The organism is Nostoc sp. 'Lobaria pulmonaria (5183) cyanobiont' (assembly GCF_002949795.1).
Lineage (GTDB): Bacteria > Cyanobacteriota > Cyanobacteriia > Cyanobacteriales > Nostocaceae > Nostoc.
In genome coordinates, this window is record NZ_CP026692.1 from 2,875,064 (window position 1) to 2,890,821 (window position 15,758).

The window sequence follows — 15,758 nt, forward strand, 5'->3', positions numbered from 1 at the left end:
GCAAATTGTGCCGGATTTTGTTGACTGTCAGGCACAAACTGTTGTAATAACTCTTCCATCTTGCACCGGACTTGAAAGCTTGTTAAAGGTAATTTTGCAGCTTCTGTGATATAAGTCACATCATCTGTGTTACGACTGGTGTGTTCTGGATAGTGCAAACATTCGGCAATTCTTCGCAGCCACTTGTGCGCCTCTTCTAAATCCGATGCTACTGAACAATTAGTCAGTAAAGCAAGGTCCACCCATACTGACAATAGAGATAAATAATCTGTGTCAATTTCCCGGCATGGTAAACTACGTAGTATTTCTCCAATAACTGATAATTGTTGGTAGCCTTCAATACCTCCCCAATTAAAAGGTTTACGATTGGTACGATTTACACAATCCCGAATCGCAGCACGAATTTGGGATTCGACTGCCATTAACTCCGCATCTCTTGACAAATAGGGAATTGCTAAAAAAGGGGGCTACTGTCTGGCTGTCTTAATTGATTTGGGTGAAGAAGTCTTTCTGAGCGATCTGGAACTTGTGGCAGCCCATCCAAATCTGCCTTTAATTGCTGTCGGAGCTTTGTATCTAATGGCAGTACAGACTCACTCAAATTACTTAGAAAGTGGGCTTGACAACGCTGATGTGGTGCATTTGACCAACTTGAATTCATTGCAGCAATGATTGCTGATTCCCCATCTGACAGCGTTGCTAGCACTGTAAAAGGTAATTCCTTATATGGTTGCAGCCATTCAATTAGCCGTTGTGCTTGTGCTTGTTGTAACTGAATTCCACTGACTGGTGTGCCACTTAGTACTTCGTACAATACATACAGCAAGGTTCCATGACCTTCGGGCTGTAAGGCATCAATTGCCCAAATTAAACCACCATGTTCATGGGCTGTGGCAGCTAATTTCTCCTGGGTATGTGCAATCGTTCCACCTAAGAGTGCTAGAAATTGTCGATAGAGCTTGCCTACGTTCCTCTCGTTAATTTCAACACCACGCTGCTTTAATAAGCGTTGAATTTCTACCAACTGTTGATGCTCATGCTCATGTTGCCAACCTATAAATGCCAGCACATCTAGCCCGTAAGTGCTTTGAGGTAAACTATATTTTAGCACACCACAGGCTAAGTAGTGTTTACCAAAATATTCACATTGAGAGTTGGCACATTCTTTACCCTTGCCTGCCACAAACACTGCTCCATTTAAGGTTTGAATGGTTTTTCGCATGTGCCAAGATGGAAGGCTAACTAATATTGTGTTGCAATGGATACACAATTCTCGCTCACATTTTACAATTATTTGTTTGGCATCCGGGAAATATCTTTGTGGGCGATGCCGAGGCTTTTTTTCGATCACGAAGTTTTTACTGCTGGTAGGTGCTCTTTTTTCCTTACAACACTCATTAGACAGTCAGGGGTTGGGTGTGCTGATTAGCGCAAAGCGCAACTTTGAAGGAACCGCTAATCAGCAGCGACACGCTTGAGTTCATCAATCTCGATCTTCTTCATTTGCAGCATGGTAGTGGTCACTTTTTGAGAGGTTGCCGCGTCGGGGTGGTTGAGTAACTCAATCAGAATGCGAGGAATAATTTGCCAGGAGACGCCGTATTTGTCTTTGAGCCAGCCGCATTGCTGTGCGGTTTCATCCCCACCGGCAGACAATTTTTGCCAGTAATCGTCCACGTCCGCCTGGGTATCGCAAAAGATTTGGAAGGAAATCGCCTCGTTAAATTTGAAGGTCGGGCCACCGTTGAGTGCTGTGAACGGCTGACCATCAAGTTCAAAGCTGACAGTCATGACGGCTCCGGCTGGTTTTCCGTGAATTTCTTGTCCAGCGTCTCCATATCGACTGACGTGGACAATTTTGGAATTGCGAAAAATCGACGTATAAAACTGAGCGGCGGCTTCGGCTTGATCATCAAACCATAAACAGGGAGTGATTTTGGAATTGTTTTGCATGAGGGTTCTCCTTGAGTTCAAGCGGTTAAGGACGGTCAGGGCTGTGCTGGTAGTCCCGCAACTTCGATGACAGGACGGATTTCGACGGTGCCGACTTTTGCACCTGGGATGCGGGTGGCGATCGCAATGGCTTCATCCAAATCCTGAGCATTAACGAGGAAGAATCCACCCAATTGTTCGCGGGTTTCGGCAAATGGTCCATCGGTCACGAGTGATTTGCCATCACGGACTTGGACACTGGTTGCGGTTGCAACAGGATGGAGTGGAGCCGTCGCCAGAAATTGTCCTTGAGTATGCAAGTCCTGGGCGAGTTGGGCAGATTCCCCATAGCAATGCTCCCGCTCGGTGTCGCTCATGGCGTTTTCGTCCATATAAATCAGCAGCAAATATTTCATTCGGTTGCCTCCTTTGTGATTAAGTCGAACGGGAATTGTCCAAATCGACACCTGAGTGCAAAAATTTTGTCTAGTACAATTGAACTTTATCTCCCTTTATCAGTCAGTCGAACGGCAATTGCTCAAATCGACACCTTGCCCAAAATTCTTTATCAAACAGAATTCAGGAGTCAGGAGCCAGAATTCAGAATTGAATTCTGTGCGACTGGTGGATGAATAAACGGGTTTAAAACCCCAGACGCTCCTGCGTCGCTAACGCTGCGCTACTCATATCTTGCACCTGATAAAAACTCTCAGTATTAGTCAATAACAAGAAAATAAAAGTAACATCTAAAAATTGAGCTTCTACGTTTTGCATTAGTATAATAAACTACATTTAGTATCAAAATATATACAAATGACATATACAAAGATGGGAATAATGTCATCTGCATAAAGATATTTTTATATGTTCGTAAAAAATGAGAGAAAAGGGCGTAGATAACATAAATAACAGCAAGAAATATGGAAACCATTCTTGCCCACGCCCATACCCTAATGTATACGATTCTGGCATTGATGCCTAGCCGTTATCAACGAGACAACTTGGAAGCAATGTTAGGGCTGTTTCTAGCAGCAGACGGAAAACCTTTGCCACACTACAGTAAATCCAAATCTGAAAGTGCTTTAAGTAGATTTTTGAATACCTATAAATGGCCTACTCGCAAGCTAATTCGCCATCTTCGCCAACAGGCAATTGAGCAAGTTAACAGTCATTGTCCATTGGGAAGAAAAGCGTTTCTACAAGTAATAATTGACCTGACAACTTTAGAGAAATGTGGTCAATTTAAAGCATTTAAAAATCTAATAACCGTTTACAACGGGAAACGAGGCTTGCATATAGTAGTTTTATATTTGGTAGTTGGACAATGGCGTATACCCTGGAATTTTCGTGTCTGGAGAGGTAAAGGGACGGCTAGTCCGTCTCAAATAGCATTACGAATGGTACGTCATTTACCCAAAGATTTAACCAAACGATTTCGGGTAAAAATTCTCGCTGATACTGCTTTTGGTACTAAGGATTTTATCAACAATCTTCGGAAACTAAAATATCATGCTGTTATTGGTATTGGTTGTAATCGCAAGTTGGTTAATGGTTATCCAGTTAAACTTCTACATCGTCGAGGACAACAAGTCCGACTTGTTGGATTAGATTTCCCTGTTACTCTTTCTTAGTATTACTTCAAACGCGATAATGGTCAGTTTGTTAAAAGATATGTTATCTCTACACAACCTCTTAAAGCCAGTACTATTTCCTGGTGGGGTAAACGCCGTTGGAAAATTGAAGGTTGGTTTAAAACTGCTAAATATCGCTTTGGTTTAGATAGATTTGGACAAGGTACTCTTTTAGGAATTTATCGTTGGTTAGTCTTGTCTATTACTGCCTATTTATTAGCATATTGGACGTATCTTTCATCCTGTTTCCCTGATTCTTTAGACTGGGGTCAAGCTGCTTTCCTTGCACTATCTACTTTTTTACCTCATTTAGTCTTGTCTTTATTGCTACTAGACATTGAACGGCTTCGGCCCTTAGCACTTAGTCATGGAATTGACATTACTATTTCCAGGTGCAAGATATGAGTCAACGATTTAAGAAGCTAGCAAACCCGACATCTCCAATACTCGCTGTGACCAAGTAGACGCAACAGATGCAATATCTGTAATTTCCATTGATTTGTCCCAAACATTGATCCAGTTTTGTAATAAGTCTTGGAGTTGATTTAATTCAACATTATTAATTTCACTTTTTTGTTGTATTAAAGACACGTACAACAAACTTTCTGACAACAATATTGGAACTAATTCACGAATTGCACTCTTTTGTGACCAAGAGTTAAGGCGTGCCAAACTAGCTGCCAATTCTCCTAATTGTTGCGCGTGGGATTGACGTAAAAAACTCGCTTCAATTGCACTCCAGTTAGGCATTACAATCTTCCTAGCAATTGCTTGGTAATTTGGCTAACTTGTTCTCGAATTTGGTTAGACTGTATTATCATACTACGGTTATTCTGGCTTGGGCGAATGTTGATGATTTTTATGAAGTTTTTCTATAATTTTACTCGCAATACTGACAAAATATCTCTAACTGGCGCTTTATCTGCTTCTAGCTTCTCTATTCTGCTTAATAGTCGTTTTGGAATATACTTGCACTTTTTAACCAGGCGATCGCCATCCTTCCAAAACTCATAGTGATACCAAGCTTGGGGATAATCTTTGCCGTGAAGGGTGATGGTTTTCCACTGAATGGAGCCACTACCTAATCCTTTGTGTCGTCTAGTTTTACTAGGGTTATTTTTACTGGGGGTTATCTCTGACTGTTCGACATCGTTACTAGGGTTATTTTTACTGGGGGGTATTTCTTTGTGTCGTCTAGTTTTACTAGGGTTATTTTCGATATCCCCCAGTAATGTGTTTTTACTAGGGCTAGGTACAACACCCAGTAATGTCAAAATTTCTCTAATTGGGCGCTTCTTGAACTCTGCTTCTTGAATATCCCCAAGCAAATACTTGGGAATGTACTTGGTCTTTTTGCTCCCTTTTTCCTGCCAATGATAATAAGCCTGGGGATAGTCCTTTCCACCCCTAGTAATGGTGCGCCAATAAATAGTGCCGTTACCCTCACCCCAATTTCTGCGCTTTTTACTAGGGTTGTCAATACTTAGGGGTATCTCTATTTGTTCAGAGTTTTTACTAGGGTTGTCAATACTTGGGGGTATTTCTATTTGTTCAAAGTTTTTACTAGGGCTATTATCAATACCCCCCAGTAAAAATTCCGATACAGGAGGCGGATGGTTTTGACAGCAGTTTGAGGACTCAAATATTTCTGGAGCGCAAATTCTGGATAATTCCATAGGACTTGTCAAAAAATACCGTTGCTGTACCTGTTTCACCGTGCCGTGCTTTAGCCATGATTAGCTCTAATATTCCTTGGTCTGTAGTGTCTGGGTTGTAGTACTCATCGCGGTAAGCGAGAATAATATTGTCTGCCACCATTTCTAAAATTCCTGACTGGCTAAGGTCGCTCATCATTGGGCGCTTATTCTGTCTGCCCTCAACTCCCCTAGAGATTTGAGAAAGTGCCAACACAGGAACATCTAAATCTCCAGCCATTTTGTAAAGTCCCCGTGCCACGTCACCTAGTTCATAACTCCGGTTGCCACCAGAATCCTCTGCCATCATTTGCAGGTAATCAACTACAACTAACCCCAGTTTTCCCTCTTTGGCCTTAATTTGACGGCATTCTGACGCAATTTGTGAAACGGTGATGCCCCTTGAGTCATTCATGTACAGCGGTAATTCTGAAGCAACACCGACGATTTTGGCAATGCTTGTAAATTCCCAGTCTGCTAGGGGTTTATTACCTGAGCGATGTCTGCGGATGCGATCGCTTTTTAGTGGCGTTAACTCTAAATGCTTATAGGCGTTGGTAATACTAATTAAACTCCACAGCCTGTACTCCAATTGTTTCTTTGTCATCTCCAAGGAGAAGATGACCACAGGTAGATTGTGGAGTAGTATAATTTGGAGAGCCAAAAACAAGGCGATCTGGGACTTACCCATTGATGGCCTACCCGCAACTATGGTGAGTGTGCCGCTTTCAAATCCCACCATCAAATTATCGAGTTCATGAAGTCCTGTAGGGTAAATGGGGTTTCCTGAATTTAAATCCTCGTAAGCAGCAACGTTAATCGTGCTGTTGTGTTCAGTGTCTGAAGATAGGGTTTGATTAGATAATTGGAAAATTTTCTGTTCTGATTGGTCAAGGATTTGTGGTAACTCAGTTTCTGTCTCATAACCCAGATGTACAATTTCATTTCCAGCCTTGATTAACTGTCTACGCGCGAATTTGTCCATTACCAACTCGGCTAAAGCGTCAATGTTGACAGCTGACACTGTGCGGTCTACCAGAGTTGCTAATTTATTTCTGCCGCCGATACGGACTAGCAAATCGTGGTCAGTAAGCCAAGCTGTAACTGTGAGTAAATCAGTGGGTTTACCAGAGCAATGAAGGCGCTGCGCGGTTTGATAGATATCTTTATGGGCGCTAATGTAAAAGGCTTCGGGAATAAGGCGATCGCTCACCCTACCGATTGCTTCTGGATCAAGCATGATACCGCCTAAAATCGCCTCTTCCGCTTCGATGTTTTGGGGTGGCAATTTATCAATCATGTCTCACCGCCAGTATCAAGAGCGAGATTTTGCCTTTGCGACTCTTCCCAAGCTTTTTGAGCCTGTCGCTGCCGTTCCTCGATTTCTCGGCGGAATTCGTCTCGAGCATTTTTTGTTTCAGTTTTTTTGGCTTGTACCTGTTTTGAAGCCAGATATTTTTCGTAATAAACCTCCCAGCGATTTCTTCCGGCTTTGTTCTTGTGAGCTAACCAAGCCTCAATGTCATTCACTGGCTGGCTAAGATTTTTGGTTTTTTCCTCACAAAATTCCAAAAAATTCGCTCGCTCGTCTTCTGAGAGAGTCTTTATAAAGTCTAAATAATTCTTATTGATCTTAGAGTTGTGAAATTCTCTCTCCGCAAGGCTTTCAGCCTCCGCATGGTGCGTGGCGATCGCGCATGGTGCGTCATGATCCATCGTGGTGCGTGGTGATCCAGCGTGGTGTGTGGCGATCGCGCTCGGTGCGTCATCACACCTTGGGTACGTCATCACACCATCGGTGTCTTCAATAAATTCGGGTGCGTCATCACACCTTGGGTGCATCATCACACCATCGGTGTCTTCAATAAATTCGGGTGTGTGATTGCACCATAATCCCTTTGGCTTCACCTTGGTTCTGACTTGCAATAGCTCTAGATCAATGAATCCCTTTGCGTCCAATTCCTTGAGAGCGCGGCTTACAGTTTGCCTGTGGACTATCCGCTCTGGTGCTGACAGCTTACGAGCTACCTCGGCGGCATTGATGTCAATCCCTTGGTTATAAGGATCAATGGTTCGGATGTAGTAGAGGATATCCCTCTGTGCTGGTGTGAGTTCACGGCAGGCTTTCAGCCATTCTTCATGCTGAAGTGGATAGAAACGTCCCTGAATTTTTGAATTTGGTTGTGTCACAATTTTGCTAATACAAATGAAAAGACAAAATTTCACCTCGATCCGTTGGGATAGAGACTAATTTTTTAGGTGTCCATCATTAACACTTAGTCAACGAACTTTTATATTCAATCGTGACAAGGCATTTATTTGATGGCTATGCTAGTAATCTGAAGATTAAAGATATGTCTGGAAAAAAGCACTCCTAGCAAGAGTTTGGTAAGATTAGGGTATACATCATCGTTGTTGTTTCATCAAACATCAAATAGTATAACCGTTAAACTTAAGTATAATTAGCAAAGCAATGCAAAGTTTTGTATCAGAAAAAACTCAAAGTTATCAGCAGTTATTCGATGAGATGATGAATCGCTTCAATTTGGAAGCGAAGAAAACTGCTGAACAGGCTAAAGTGTCGGAAGTAATGTTATCCCGCTTTCGTCGCGGGAAGGCGGATCTAGGAGCATCAAAACTAATATCGCTACTTTTGGCTATTCCGGTAGAAGCTAGGGTATGGTATTTATCTGAGTTATTTGGTCAGAGACCAGGAATTAGCCTGCGATCGCTGATTGCTGAAGCACCTCCAGAAGAACAAGCTGAAGTTTTACGACTAATTGCTGATATTTTTGTGAATAACAGCCGTGAGGCTACAGATCCAGTGCAGTTCCTTACTTAAAGCTTTATAGCTCACCGTTCGCAATAGGATTATAGGATTTAACTAAGAGGAATTATCCACCAAGTTGCAAATATTCCAGATATTGGGGCAGATATAGCGTAACTGACACCAGGGGCAAGATAGTACAATTTTACCTAAAACAAAGGTTTGTAGTATGCTAATGACAGGACTGAAACCCTTATTCTTTCGTTATAGTCTTGTCTAACAAGAAGCAAACAAGGCTTGGTTGATTTATCTAAAAGCGATACTCAAAAGCTTATACAGGAATACTTTTAGCCTATCTTGCCCCTAGTGTCAGCTACGCTATATTTACCCCATATTAGTGCAATTACCTTAACCTCCCACGGATAGATTAGGGTTAACTTAATCGTTAACGTTGATTTTCTTAGCCAATGTCTGAAATTTGCGTTGTTCACCAGCTTGTTTACGCTGTTGATAACGTTTTCTAGCTTGGTTTAGTACCTGTTGCAATAATTCCTCATTTTCTGAGCAGACGATAAATGCACCTTCTAGGAAAGTATCTCTAGTAATTTTATTTACATTGCAAAACGTATCTAGCTTGGTATCAATGTCCTGTTCTAACCTGATTGTTCGCCTGATGATCTGCGGTAACTCTAACTGCTCTTCTTGATTAGAAGTGCTTACCTTATCGTTTATAACTTCCTCACTATCTAAATCTGGTTTTGGTTTTTCAGGTAAATGACTAAATTCAGTAATTTCGTCATTTAGTAAGTTATCATGTTGTACTTTCACAAGTGTTGTATCCCGTGCTGGAACACTTGGACGTGTCTTTTTCTTAAGGCGCTCAAAAACATCAGACATTCTTTTGTAACCTCTCGATAATTTGTTGGAAGGGAGTTTCGAGTTGTTCAAAGCCTAGAGAGGACAAACTTACACCTTTATCTATCGCCTTTTTAAATTGTTCAGATTCTAAAATTGAAGGTAAAACGACTATTTCTTCGGCAATTGTTCGCATTGCACTGATACTCGCCTTACTTTGTGCGACTTGGTTATTACCTACCCATTTATCTCTGAATGGCAAGATGCCAAGCACTATCCCTGAAAAAGCATCAATTTCTTGAAGCTCCTCAACTAAACTCAGAGTTCGGATGAGAGAATTTACACCTTTGGATGATGCTTCTACAGGAATGATGATATGGTCAGCTGCCCCCAACGATGTAAGGCAGATTTGCGATCGCTGAGGTGGCGCATCGACAATGCAGTATTGGAATAAATCTGATACCTCTTTTAAGCGTTTGCTTAGAACAATAGCTCCCATACCGCTCCCAGACAAAAATTCTTGAGCATTATCTAATCCATCATCAGCAGGAATTAACCATAGGTTTTCTCCGATTTCGTAAATACCGTCTTCAGTATTTATCTGTTTTTTGAGAACTTCTAGAAGCGTGGGTTGATTCTGCTGAACTTCGTGTCCCAGGTAAAAAGTTAGGTTCGCTTGGGGATCGGCATCAATCATCAGTACACGCTGTCCTGTTTGAGCAAGCATTCTACCCAACAAGATTGCAACAGTTGTTTTTCCCTGGCCACCGGACAAGGATGCACAAGTAAGAATTAACATTTTACTGACTACCAGCAGCATTGTGTAAATTAGTCAATATCATAATGCATAATGTTGTTTTTAAGTTATTTAGTCATTATGTAATTTAGTCATTTACAAATGACTAAATTGTAACTAACGTTATTTAGTCATTACTTTAGCTCTCAAAAAGTCCTACTCTTCGAGAAGATAGTTGTAAAAATAGATTTTTGTCCCGTTTACTTGTTGCTGATTTTAGTCAAGACTGAATTTAGTCATTCAAAAATAACTAAATTGTATAATAATGCAATCTAGTAAACCAGTTTTGTTTTTTGAATAAAATAAAACTTCAAAAATGCTGACGGGGGCTACATAGGGGCTATATGTACCCCAAAAATGATTCAGGGCTTCGATGAGTATTTGACCCCTATTTAGGGTATGTATGGGTGTTTTATAGGGTACACTTGACTGTTGAACACTTTATACCCCACTTAGCCCCCAAGGGGGTATGATAAGCTCTTGAGGCTGGAGAAAAAAGAGGTAGTCATTTTATTCTTCTCTCCTCTGCTCCCCCATATCTTCTCAACTGATAACTTTTACAAATTGAACCGTATTACCTTTCCCCCAATGTCGAATATTCATACCTTACAAAAAATTTTTCCTGCTGGCTTTGATAACGGTTATGGAAGCCTAAAACTTTTAGTCGATGGCTTTGAAGTAGTTCGTGTCCCCAGCTATATAACCAATGCCGAGATGGAAGATGTACCCGGACGAGTAGTTTTTAACGGCACTGCTTACACAGTCGGAGAATCAGCTTTCCGTACAGGTTATCATTTTGACCGGAACACGGATAACAATGAAAACAAAGTCAATAATGCGTTGTTGACATTATTGGGTGCATTGGCACATCTACCACACCGTAAGGCTTGGCACTTAAAATTAGTCGTCAGCTTACATGATGTAGGTCTGGCTGACGAATTGCAAAAAGTACTAAGTGGGGAATATCAGCCAATACTTGCTGGTAAACAATCAGAGGTGAAAGTAGAAGTGCTGAAAATTGTGCTAGAGGGGATGGGTGCATTGTTTGGGCATCAACTACCGAAAAAATTAACCATTTTAGACTTTGGCAATGGAACGACTCTGTATTCTCGTTATAACCAGGGGAAGCGAGAAGTTCACACCGCCTACCCCATTGGTGTAGAAGTTCTAATCGATGATATTTCCCAAAAAATGAAACATCTAAATGGGGGAAAAATCGGAGATGCCTCCAAAATCCGATTTTGTCTGGAAATGGGACATACCAAGTACAGCCGTGACATCGATATTAAAGATATATATAGTGCTTGTTTGAAAGATTGGTATGAAAAATACTTGAAGAAAGTGTTGAATTTGACACTTGATGCCAAGCACCAAGGGGATGAAATTTGGGCGATTGGTGGAGGGTGTCTGTTACCAGGATTTAAGAAGCTTTTAGAAAAGAACGGTTTCAAAATTTTGGATAATCCAGTGGAAGCTAATGTTTTTGGGCTTCTAGAAATGGCAAAAACCATTATGAGCAAGAATCCAACAACCACATCTGGGAAGTTATAACAATGGCAGACAAACAAGATTTGACACCGGAAAAAGTTCGGATCAAAGATAGCTACCGTGAGCGGATATTTGCAGAATCACAGCAATTAGGTAAAAGTTACCTAGAGACGCTTTACTTTATCATTGATTGTTATTTTGCTTTCAGAAAGGGTACATTCCCTACTCAACAAGTAGCTTTCACCCCGATTAATACTGAGTCAAACCAACTTGTTCAGCCGACTAAAGAGCTATCTACAGACTCTAAACCAGAGGATTCTGATGACCAAACCTTCAGCCTTGATTTTGATTTGTAAGGGAAATACAGGGCTCCCGTGAGGTTGGTCAGCCGGTGCTGTAGTCTCAGAGTCAGCGCCCAAGGATGTCACCAGTCGAAGTTAAAGAGCTTTTCACCCAGACATTTTGGTTGTGATAAAAATTACCACGTTGTTCTAATGTAAACCCACCCAGCAATAATCCCAACCATACTTCTACCATCGGCATTTTAAAATCCGACACAAGCTGAATTTCAAAAATTCCACTCATATCACCCAAATAACTCCCGATGCTGATAAGCAAATCGAGAAACATCCAGACTAGCCACAGGTTTAGCATAAATAGCCTGATTGCGAATTGCTTGTATCTGTTCTGACTCTCGCTCCATAGCTGGAGTAAATTCTTGTCGCTGTTTCAGCAAATCCTCAAACTCAATTTCCCCTGGTCTACCTTGATAAAAAGCCTCCTCGGCACAACGACGGACTGCATTACCAATTTCTGCTGGACTGCAAATGCGATATTCAGCCAAAAGTCTACGCCATTGATCATCACTCCAAGGTGAGTTATTGTCTCGAAACCCTGGAAAATACTTAGCTAGATGTAGATTGAAAACTTCATATCTTGCCCCTTCATGGGGTAAATCCACAAAAAAGATATCATCTCATATCTTGCACCTGGAAATAGTAATGTCAATTCCATGACTAAGTGCTAAGGGCCGAAGCCGTTCAATGTCTAGTAGCAATAAAGACAAGACTAAATGAGGTAAAAAAGTAGATAGTGCAAGGAAAGCAGCTTGACCCCAGTCTAAAGAATCAGGGAAACAGGATGAAAGATACGTCCAATATGCTAATAAATAGGCAGTAATAGACAAGACTAACCAACGATAAATTCCTAAAAGAGTACCTTGTCCAAATCTATCTAAACCAAAGCGATATTTAGCAGTTTTAAACCAACCTTCAATTTTCCAACGGCGTTTACCCCACCAGGAAATAGTACTGGCTTTAAGAGGTTGTGTAGAGATAACATATCTTTTAACAAACTGACCATTATCGCGTTTGAAGTAATACTAAGAAAGAGTAACAGGGAAATCTAATCCAACAAGTCGGACTTGTTGTCCTCGACGATGTAGAAGTTTAACTGGATAACCATTAACCAACTTGCGATTACAACCAATACCAATAACAGCATGATATTTTAGTTTCCGAAGATTGTTGATAAAATCCTTAGTACCAAAAGCAGTATCAGCGAGAATTTTTACCCGAAATCGTTTGGTTAAATCTTTGGGTAAATGACGTACCATTCGTAATGCTATTTGAGACGGACTAGCCGTCCCTTTACCTCTCCAGACACGAAAATTCCAGGGTATACGCCATTGTCCAACTACCAAATATAAAACTACTATATGCAAGCCTCGTTTCCCGTTGTAAACGGTTATTAGATTTTTAAATGCTTTAAATTGACCACATTTCTCTAAAGTTGTCAGGTCAATTATTACTTGTAGAAACGCTTTTCTTCCCAATGGACAATGACTGTTAACTTGCTCAATTGCCTGTTGGCGAAGATGGCGAATTAGCTTGCGAGTAGGCCATTTATAGGTATTCAAAAATCTACTTAAAGCACTTTCAGATTTGGATTTACTGTAGTGTGGCAAAGGTTTTCCGTCTGCTGCTAGAAACAGCCCTAACATTGCTTCCAAGTTGTCTCGTTGATAACGGCTAGGCATCAATGCCAGAATCGTATACATTAGGGTATGGGCGTGGGCAAGAATGGTTTCCATATTTCTTGCTGTTATTTATGTTATCTACGCCCTTTTCTCTCATTTTTTACGAACATATAAAAATATCTTTATGCAGATGACATTATTCCCATCTTTGTATATGTCATTTGTATATATTTTGATACTAAATGTAGTTTATTATACTAATGCAAAACGTAGAAGCTCAATTTTTAGATGTTACTTTTATTTTCTTGTTATTGACTAATACTGAGAGTTTTTATCAGGTGCAAGATATGAGTATACGTTGAAAATAGCTATCTTATTGAGATTTTAGGCTGTAGTTGATTTTTCTTGTTTTACCAAGTAAATTTTTAAGGCACTCAAAATATACTTCCCTACCTAAAGAAATAATTACGCAAAAATACATATAACTTATATTTATTTTTTGTAAAGTTATATGAAGTTTGTCGAACAGATAAGGGGCAACAGTTTTATCCTAATTTTTCGTGATTTTTGGTCATCGGATAATTGACACTCTCTTTCTCTGAAGCCACTGAGTTTCCCGCATCCCGCGAGGTTTTATAAGTAAGCAATTAAGCATTTTGAGTAAGCAATATGCCTTTTTGCTTGCCCAAAACACTAAAATGAGAAAGCAAACAGGCATTTTGAGAAAGTAATCAGCTTTTTTTATTTGTCATTTCTCGCTTGTCCTTGCAGCAGAGTTTCGCGCACCCATTGTGTCTAAATGTTTATATAAAGTTCTAACTCCTCCAAGATAATTTTTTGAAAGAATACTTGGGCGATCGCTATCTGTGTCGGCATAATCTATACTTATACATTCACGATCTGCGATCGCCTTCTCAAGTAACCACTTTCATTGATTAGTGAATATTATAGGTGTTTCAGATATCGATAAGTATCTGACGAAAAACTAGAAAACCTCCAGTTATGATTTGTAACTGGAGGTTTGACACGTTTGGCGGGGATAAAATGCCAATGTTTCCATTAATTCGACTTCTGATGAAGTCAAGCAATTTCAGTCGGGGAATTAAATTTCACCACCAACTTTACATTAGCCATTTGTTTTTGCAGCACTTGTAGATAAGCAGTTGCGTCATTATGGCGACGGAATCTCGCTATAACTTTGCTATCCTTGCTAGATAATTTACGAATTATGCACCACGGATGTAGTTGCTCAAAATAGGTCATAATAATCTCCTACAATTGCTGAAATTTGTATGAATAATGTATTTTTCAATTGCCCAAATTCACATTAGTTTAGGAGATAGACATCAAAACAGGTCTAGAAGATATTGACAATCGAGTACTTATGTGGATGCAAAACACTATGAAGCAGCAAAACGCAACAAGCCTTGTATATGTTCAGGAATCTCCTCGTAATGTTCCAGCAAGAAATCCATCAATCCTAGATGAAGTAAATCATTACGTGTTGGATAGCGTCGGTTACGCCCATTTCTAAACCAGCCCCTAACTGTGGAATCAGAACGAGAGCATATCAGAGCTATTTGCTCATAACTAACTGCCCATTTAGAATAGAATTGCTGTGGTGTCATGCCAAATTCCCAATTGCTGTACATTGAAATTAGCCGTAAATCTCGCATTTGTAATGGACGAGGGTTGGGCATAAGAATAAGTAAAAAGTAAAAAGGTAAAAGGAGAGAAGGTAAAAAGCCAAAAGCCTTGGCTTGAAAATGCTTTGACTTTTGACTTCATTAACAAACTTTGGGGGTTTAAGTCCCCAGCAATATAGGCAGCGGGTTTTGATACCTAAGCTAAATCCCCGGACGCTCACAAACTCGCTAACACAAAACGTAATTGCGAATTGCGTTAGCGCAGCGGGGCGAAGCCCATTGCGAATTGCGAATTGGTTTAATGTGAATCTATGTGTGTTACTTCAATACTTATTTTCTCCATGTAACGCCAGTAAAATCGTTTCGTCATCGATGCGGAAGAACTCCAAATATCACTATCTTTGCAGCGATATCGATGCGTTCTCAAACTCCGATAGGTCGGGCCATATTGAGCAAAACATTCAAAAGCCTTTTTATATTGCTTGCGGTCTGAAGAGGGTAAGGTCTCAAGTTTTTTTTGAACTTTGGAAGTAAAAACTAAACGGAATTTGATAGCTGGAATCTGCATTCAATAGTTTCCGAATATCCAAACTTGACCGAAAGCGTGGAGATGTTTCACTCTTGCCGGTGGAGCGCGTGGAGCGTTCATATTGGTCTTTTTAGTAGGGTGAAATCTTGGTGAAAATTCCGAATTAGACAATATACGCCGCGTCGTCAATTACCAACTGCGGTTGCGTACCCAAAACTGCGATTTTGCAACGAGTATGTGCAGACATCGGATAGAATCGTACTTGGTCTTCGCGTTTGTTTACTAATCGAACAAGATATTTAGATAGAGTTGTGTACTGGTTTTCATCTAATACACATTCAAAAACCGACTTTTGCACCCGCAATCCGTAAGCTTCTAGGAGTTTAGCCACTTTGTTGCGACGGCGATCGCTAACAATGTCGTAGCATACTAAATAGAACAT

At 40.5% G+C, this 15,758-nt stretch carries 20 protein-coding genes and 2 pseudogenes; 5 read left to right on the plus strand and 17 right to left on the minus strand.

From position 1 onward, the window contains the following. Window positions 1–454: 454 nt before the first annotated feature. The 3 genes from NLP_RS12495 to NLP_RS12505 all read right to left on the minus strand — a co-directional run bounded on the left by NLP_RS12495 (window position 455) and on the right by NLP_RS12505 (window position 2,348). Window positions 455–1,351 carry a hypothetical protein gene (locus NLP_RS12495; RefSeq protein WP_158680358.1) on the minus strand — a complete coding sequence of 299 codons (897 nt, stop codon included), beginning with the start codon at window positions 1,349–1,351 and terminating at the stop codon, window positions 455–457. Window positions 1,352–1,455: 104 nt separating this feature from the next. Then, window positions 1,456–1,953, minus strand: coding sequence for a VOC family protein (locus tag NLP_RS12500; RefSeq protein WP_086762236.1), 498 nt, complete (start codon window positions 1,951–1,953; stop codon window positions 1,456–1,458). 35 nt (window positions 1,954–1,988) lie between these two features. Further along, window positions 1,989–2,348: a YciI family protein gene (locus NLP_RS12505; protein ID WP_012408899.1), complete on the minus strand. Its 360-nt coding sequence runs from the start codon at window positions 2,346–2,348 to the stop codon at window positions 1,989–1,991. Window positions 2,349–2,852: 504 nt separating this feature from the next. On the opposite strand from NLP_RS12505, the gene NLP_RS34125 reads away from it, so the two are divergent. Beyond that, a complete protein-coding gene (locus NLP_RS34125) occupies window positions 2,853–3,563 on the plus strand; it encodes a transposase (RefSeq protein ID WP_199784811.1) in 711 nt (236 codons plus the stop codon). A 33-nt stretch (window positions 3,564–3,596) separates the two neighbouring features. Further along, window positions 3,597–3,968 (plus strand): annotated as a pseudogene (locus NLP_RS36060) (hypothetical protein); the annotation flags it as partial. A 9-nt stretch (window positions 3,969–3,977) separates the two neighbouring features. Here NLP_RS36060 and NLP_RS12515 read toward each other — a convergent pair. The 5 genes from NLP_RS12515 to NLP_RS12530 are packed head-to-tail and all read right to left on the minus strand — an operon-like array spanning window position 3,978 to window position 7,447. Beyond that, entirely contained in the window at window positions 3,978–4,313 is a 336-nt protein-coding gene (locus tag NLP_RS12515) for a hypothetical protein (protein ID WP_104906680.1), read from the minus strand. Beyond that, window positions 4,313–4,426, minus strand: coding sequence for a DUF5674 family protein (locus tag NLP_RS34870; protein WP_325034760.1), 114 nt, complete (start codon window positions 4,424–4,426; stop codon window positions 4,313–4,315). The genes NLP_RS12515 and NLP_RS34870 overlap by 1 nt, the downstream gene beginning before the upstream one ends. Before the next feature lie 9 nt (window positions 4,427–4,435). Continuing rightward, window positions 4,436–5,239 (minus strand): hypothetical protein, encoded by an 804-nt coding sequence (locus NLP_RS12520; protein WP_104906681.1) that lies wholly within the window; start codon window positions 5,237–5,239, stop codon window positions 4,436–4,438. Beyond that, window positions 5,202–6,557, minus strand: a complete 1,356-nt coding sequence (gene dnaB / locus NLP_RS12525; protein WP_104906682.1) for a replicative DNA helicase — start codon at window positions 6,555–6,557, stop codon at window positions 5,202–5,204. Before dnaB ends, NLP_RS12520 begins: the two co-directional genes overlap by 38 nt. Next, window positions 6,554–7,447, minus strand: coding sequence for a MarR family transcriptional regulator (locus tag NLP_RS12530; RefSeq protein ID WP_104906683.1), 894 nt, complete (start codon window positions 7,445–7,447; stop codon window positions 6,554–6,556). Before NLP_RS12530 ends, dnaB begins: the two co-directional genes overlap by 4 nt. A 283-nt stretch (window positions 7,448–7,730) precedes the next feature. On the opposite strand from NLP_RS12530, the gene NLP_RS12535 reads away from it, so the two are divergent. Further along, a complete protein-coding gene (locus NLP_RS12535; protein ID WP_104906684.1) occupies window positions 7,731–8,099 on the plus strand; it encodes a transcriptional regulator in 369 nt (122 codons plus the stop codon). 363 nt (window positions 8,100–8,462) lie between these two features. Here NLP_RS12535 and NLP_RS12540 read toward each other — a convergent pair whose 3' ends face one another. Together NLP_RS12540 and NLP_RS12545 are read right to left on the minus strand one after the other, a co-directional pair. Then, complete coding sequence (locus NLP_RS12540) at window positions 8,463–8,921, minus strand: hypothetical protein (protein ID WP_104906685.1); 459 nt, start codon at window positions 8,919–8,921, stop codon at window positions 8,463–8,465. Further along, window positions 8,914–9,678 (minus strand): ParA family protein, encoded by a 765-nt coding sequence (locus NLP_RS12545; protein ID WP_094353341.1) that lies wholly within the window; start codon window positions 9,676–9,678, stop codon window positions 8,914–8,916. The genes NLP_RS12540 and NLP_RS12545 overlap by 8 nt, the downstream gene beginning before the upstream one ends. 585 nt (window positions 9,679–10,263) lie before the next feature. On the opposite strand from NLP_RS12545, the gene NLP_RS12550 reads away from it, so the two are divergent. After that, a complete protein-coding gene (locus tag NLP_RS12550) occupies window positions 10,264–11,226 on the plus strand; it encodes a ParM/StbA family protein (protein WP_104906686.1) in 963 nt (320 codons plus the stop codon). A 2-nt stretch (window positions 11,227–11,228) separates the two neighbouring features. Beyond that, window positions 11,229–11,519: a hypothetical protein gene (locus NLP_RS12555; RefSeq protein WP_104906687.1), complete on the plus strand. Its 291-nt coding sequence runs from the start codon at window positions 11,229–11,231 to the stop codon at window positions 11,517–11,519. Window positions 11,520–11,571: 52 nt separating this feature from the next. Here the strand turns inward: NLP_RS12555 and NLP_RS34135 are convergent, their stop codons facing one another. The 7 genes and pseudogenes from NLP_RS34135 to cas2 form a co-directional block, all read right to left on the minus strand. Continuing rightward, window positions 11,572–11,748, minus strand: coding sequence for a hypothetical protein (locus NLP_RS34135; RefSeq protein ID WP_199784812.1), 177 nt, complete (start codon window positions 11,746–11,748; stop codon window positions 11,572–11,574). Window position 11,749: 1 nt separating this feature from the next. Continuing rightward, on the minus strand, window positions 11,750–12,124 hold the full coding sequence (locus NLP_RS12560; protein WP_234017299.1) for a hypothetical protein: 375 nt from the start codon (window positions 12,122–12,124) through the stop codon (window positions 11,750–11,752). A gap of 15 nt (window positions 12,125–12,139) precedes the next feature. Then, window positions 12,140–12,511 (minus strand): annotated as a pseudogene (locus NLP_RS36065) (hypothetical protein); the annotation flags it as partial. Window positions 12,512–12,544: 33 nt separating this feature from the next. Then, entirely contained in the window at window positions 12,545–13,255 is a 711-nt protein-coding gene (locus NLP_RS34145) for a transposase (protein WP_199784811.1), read from the minus strand. A gap of 966 nt (window positions 13,256–14,221) precedes the next feature. Further along, on the minus strand, window positions 14,222–14,404 hold the full coding sequence (locus NLP_RS12570; protein ID WP_104906688.1) for a hypothetical protein: 183 nt from the start codon (window positions 14,402–14,404) through the stop codon (window positions 14,222–14,224). Between the two features lie 137 nt (window positions 14,405–14,541). Further along, window positions 14,542–14,841, minus strand: coding sequence for a hypothetical protein (locus NLP_RS12575; protein ID WP_104906689.1), 300 nt, complete (start codon window positions 14,839–14,841; stop codon window positions 14,542–14,544). Between the two features lie 638 nt (window positions 14,842–15,479). Continuing rightward, on the minus strand, window positions 15,480–15,758 hold the full coding sequence (cas2, locus tag NLP_RS12585) for a CRISPR-associated endonuclease Cas2 (RefSeq protein WP_104906691.1): 279 nt from the start codon (window positions 15,756–15,758) through the stop codon (window positions 15,480–15,482).

What these genes read in the sequence shown, in the direction of transcription:
- NLP_RS12500 (WP_086762236.1), bottom strand. Translation starts at nt 1,953, where the DNA reads ATGCAAAACAATTCCAAAATCACTCCCTGTTTATGGTTTGATGATCAA.
- NLP_RS12505 (WP_012408899.1), bottom strand. Translation starts at nt 2,348, where the DNA reads ATGAAATATTTGCTGCTGATTTATATGGACGAAAACGCCATGAGCGAC.
- NLP_RS34125 (WP_199784811.1), top strand. Translation starts at nt 2,853, where the DNA reads ATGGAAACCATTCTTGCCCACGCCCATACCCTAATGTATACGATTCTG.
- NLP_RS12515 (WP_104906680.1), bottom strand. Translation starts at nt 4,313, where the DNA reads ATGCCTAACTGGAGTGCAATTGAAGCGAGTTTTTTACGTCAATCCCAC.
- NLP_RS12520 (WP_104906681.1), bottom strand. Translation starts at nt 5,239, where the DNA reads ATGGAATTATCCAGAATTTGCGCTCCAGAAATATTTGAGTCCTCAAAC.
- dnaB (WP_104906682.1), bottom strand. Translation starts at nt 6,557, where the DNA reads ATGATTGATAAATTGCCACCCCAAAACATCGAAGCGGAAGAGGCGATT.
- NLP_RS12535 (WP_104906684.1), top strand. Translation starts at nt 7,731, where the DNA reads ATGCAAAGTTTTGTATCAGAAAAAACTCAAAGTTATCAGCAGTTATTC.
- NLP_RS12540 (WP_104906685.1), bottom strand. Translation starts at nt 8,921, where the DNA reads ATGTCTGATGTTTTTGAGCGCCTTAAGAAAAAGACACGTCCAAGTGTT.
- NLP_RS12545 (WP_094353341.1), bottom strand. Translation starts at nt 9,678, where the DNA reads ATGTTAATTCTTACTTGTGCATCCTTGTCCGGTGGCCAGGGAAAAACA.
- NLP_RS12550 (WP_104906686.1), top strand. Translation starts at nt 10,264, where the DNA reads ATGTCGAATATTCATACCTTACAAAAAATTTTTCCTGCTGGCTTTGAT.
- NLP_RS12555 (WP_104906687.1), top strand. Translation starts at nt 11,229, where the DNA reads ATGGCAGACAAACAAGATTTGACACCGGAAAAAGTTCGGATCAAAGAT.
- NLP_RS34135 (WP_199784812.1), bottom strand. Translation starts at nt 11,748, where the DNA reads ATGAGTGGAATTTTTGAAATTCAGCTTGTGTCGGATTTTAAAATGCCG.
- NLP_RS34145 (WP_199784811.1), bottom strand. Translation starts at nt 13,255, where the DNA reads ATGGAAACCATTCTTGCCCACGCCCATACCCTAATGTATACGATTCTG.
- NLP_RS12570 (WP_104906688.1), bottom strand. Translation starts at nt 14,404, where the DNA reads ATGACCTATTTTGAGCAACTACATCCGTGGTGCATAATTCGTAAATTA.
- NLP_RS12575 (WP_104906689.1), bottom strand. Translation starts at nt 14,841, where the DNA reads ATGCCCAACCCTCGTCCATTACAAATGCGAGATTTACGGCTAATTTCA.
- cas2 (WP_104906691.1), bottom strand. Translation starts at nt 15,758, where the DNA reads ATGTTCTATTTAGTATGCTACGACATTGTTAGCGATCGCCGTCGCAAC.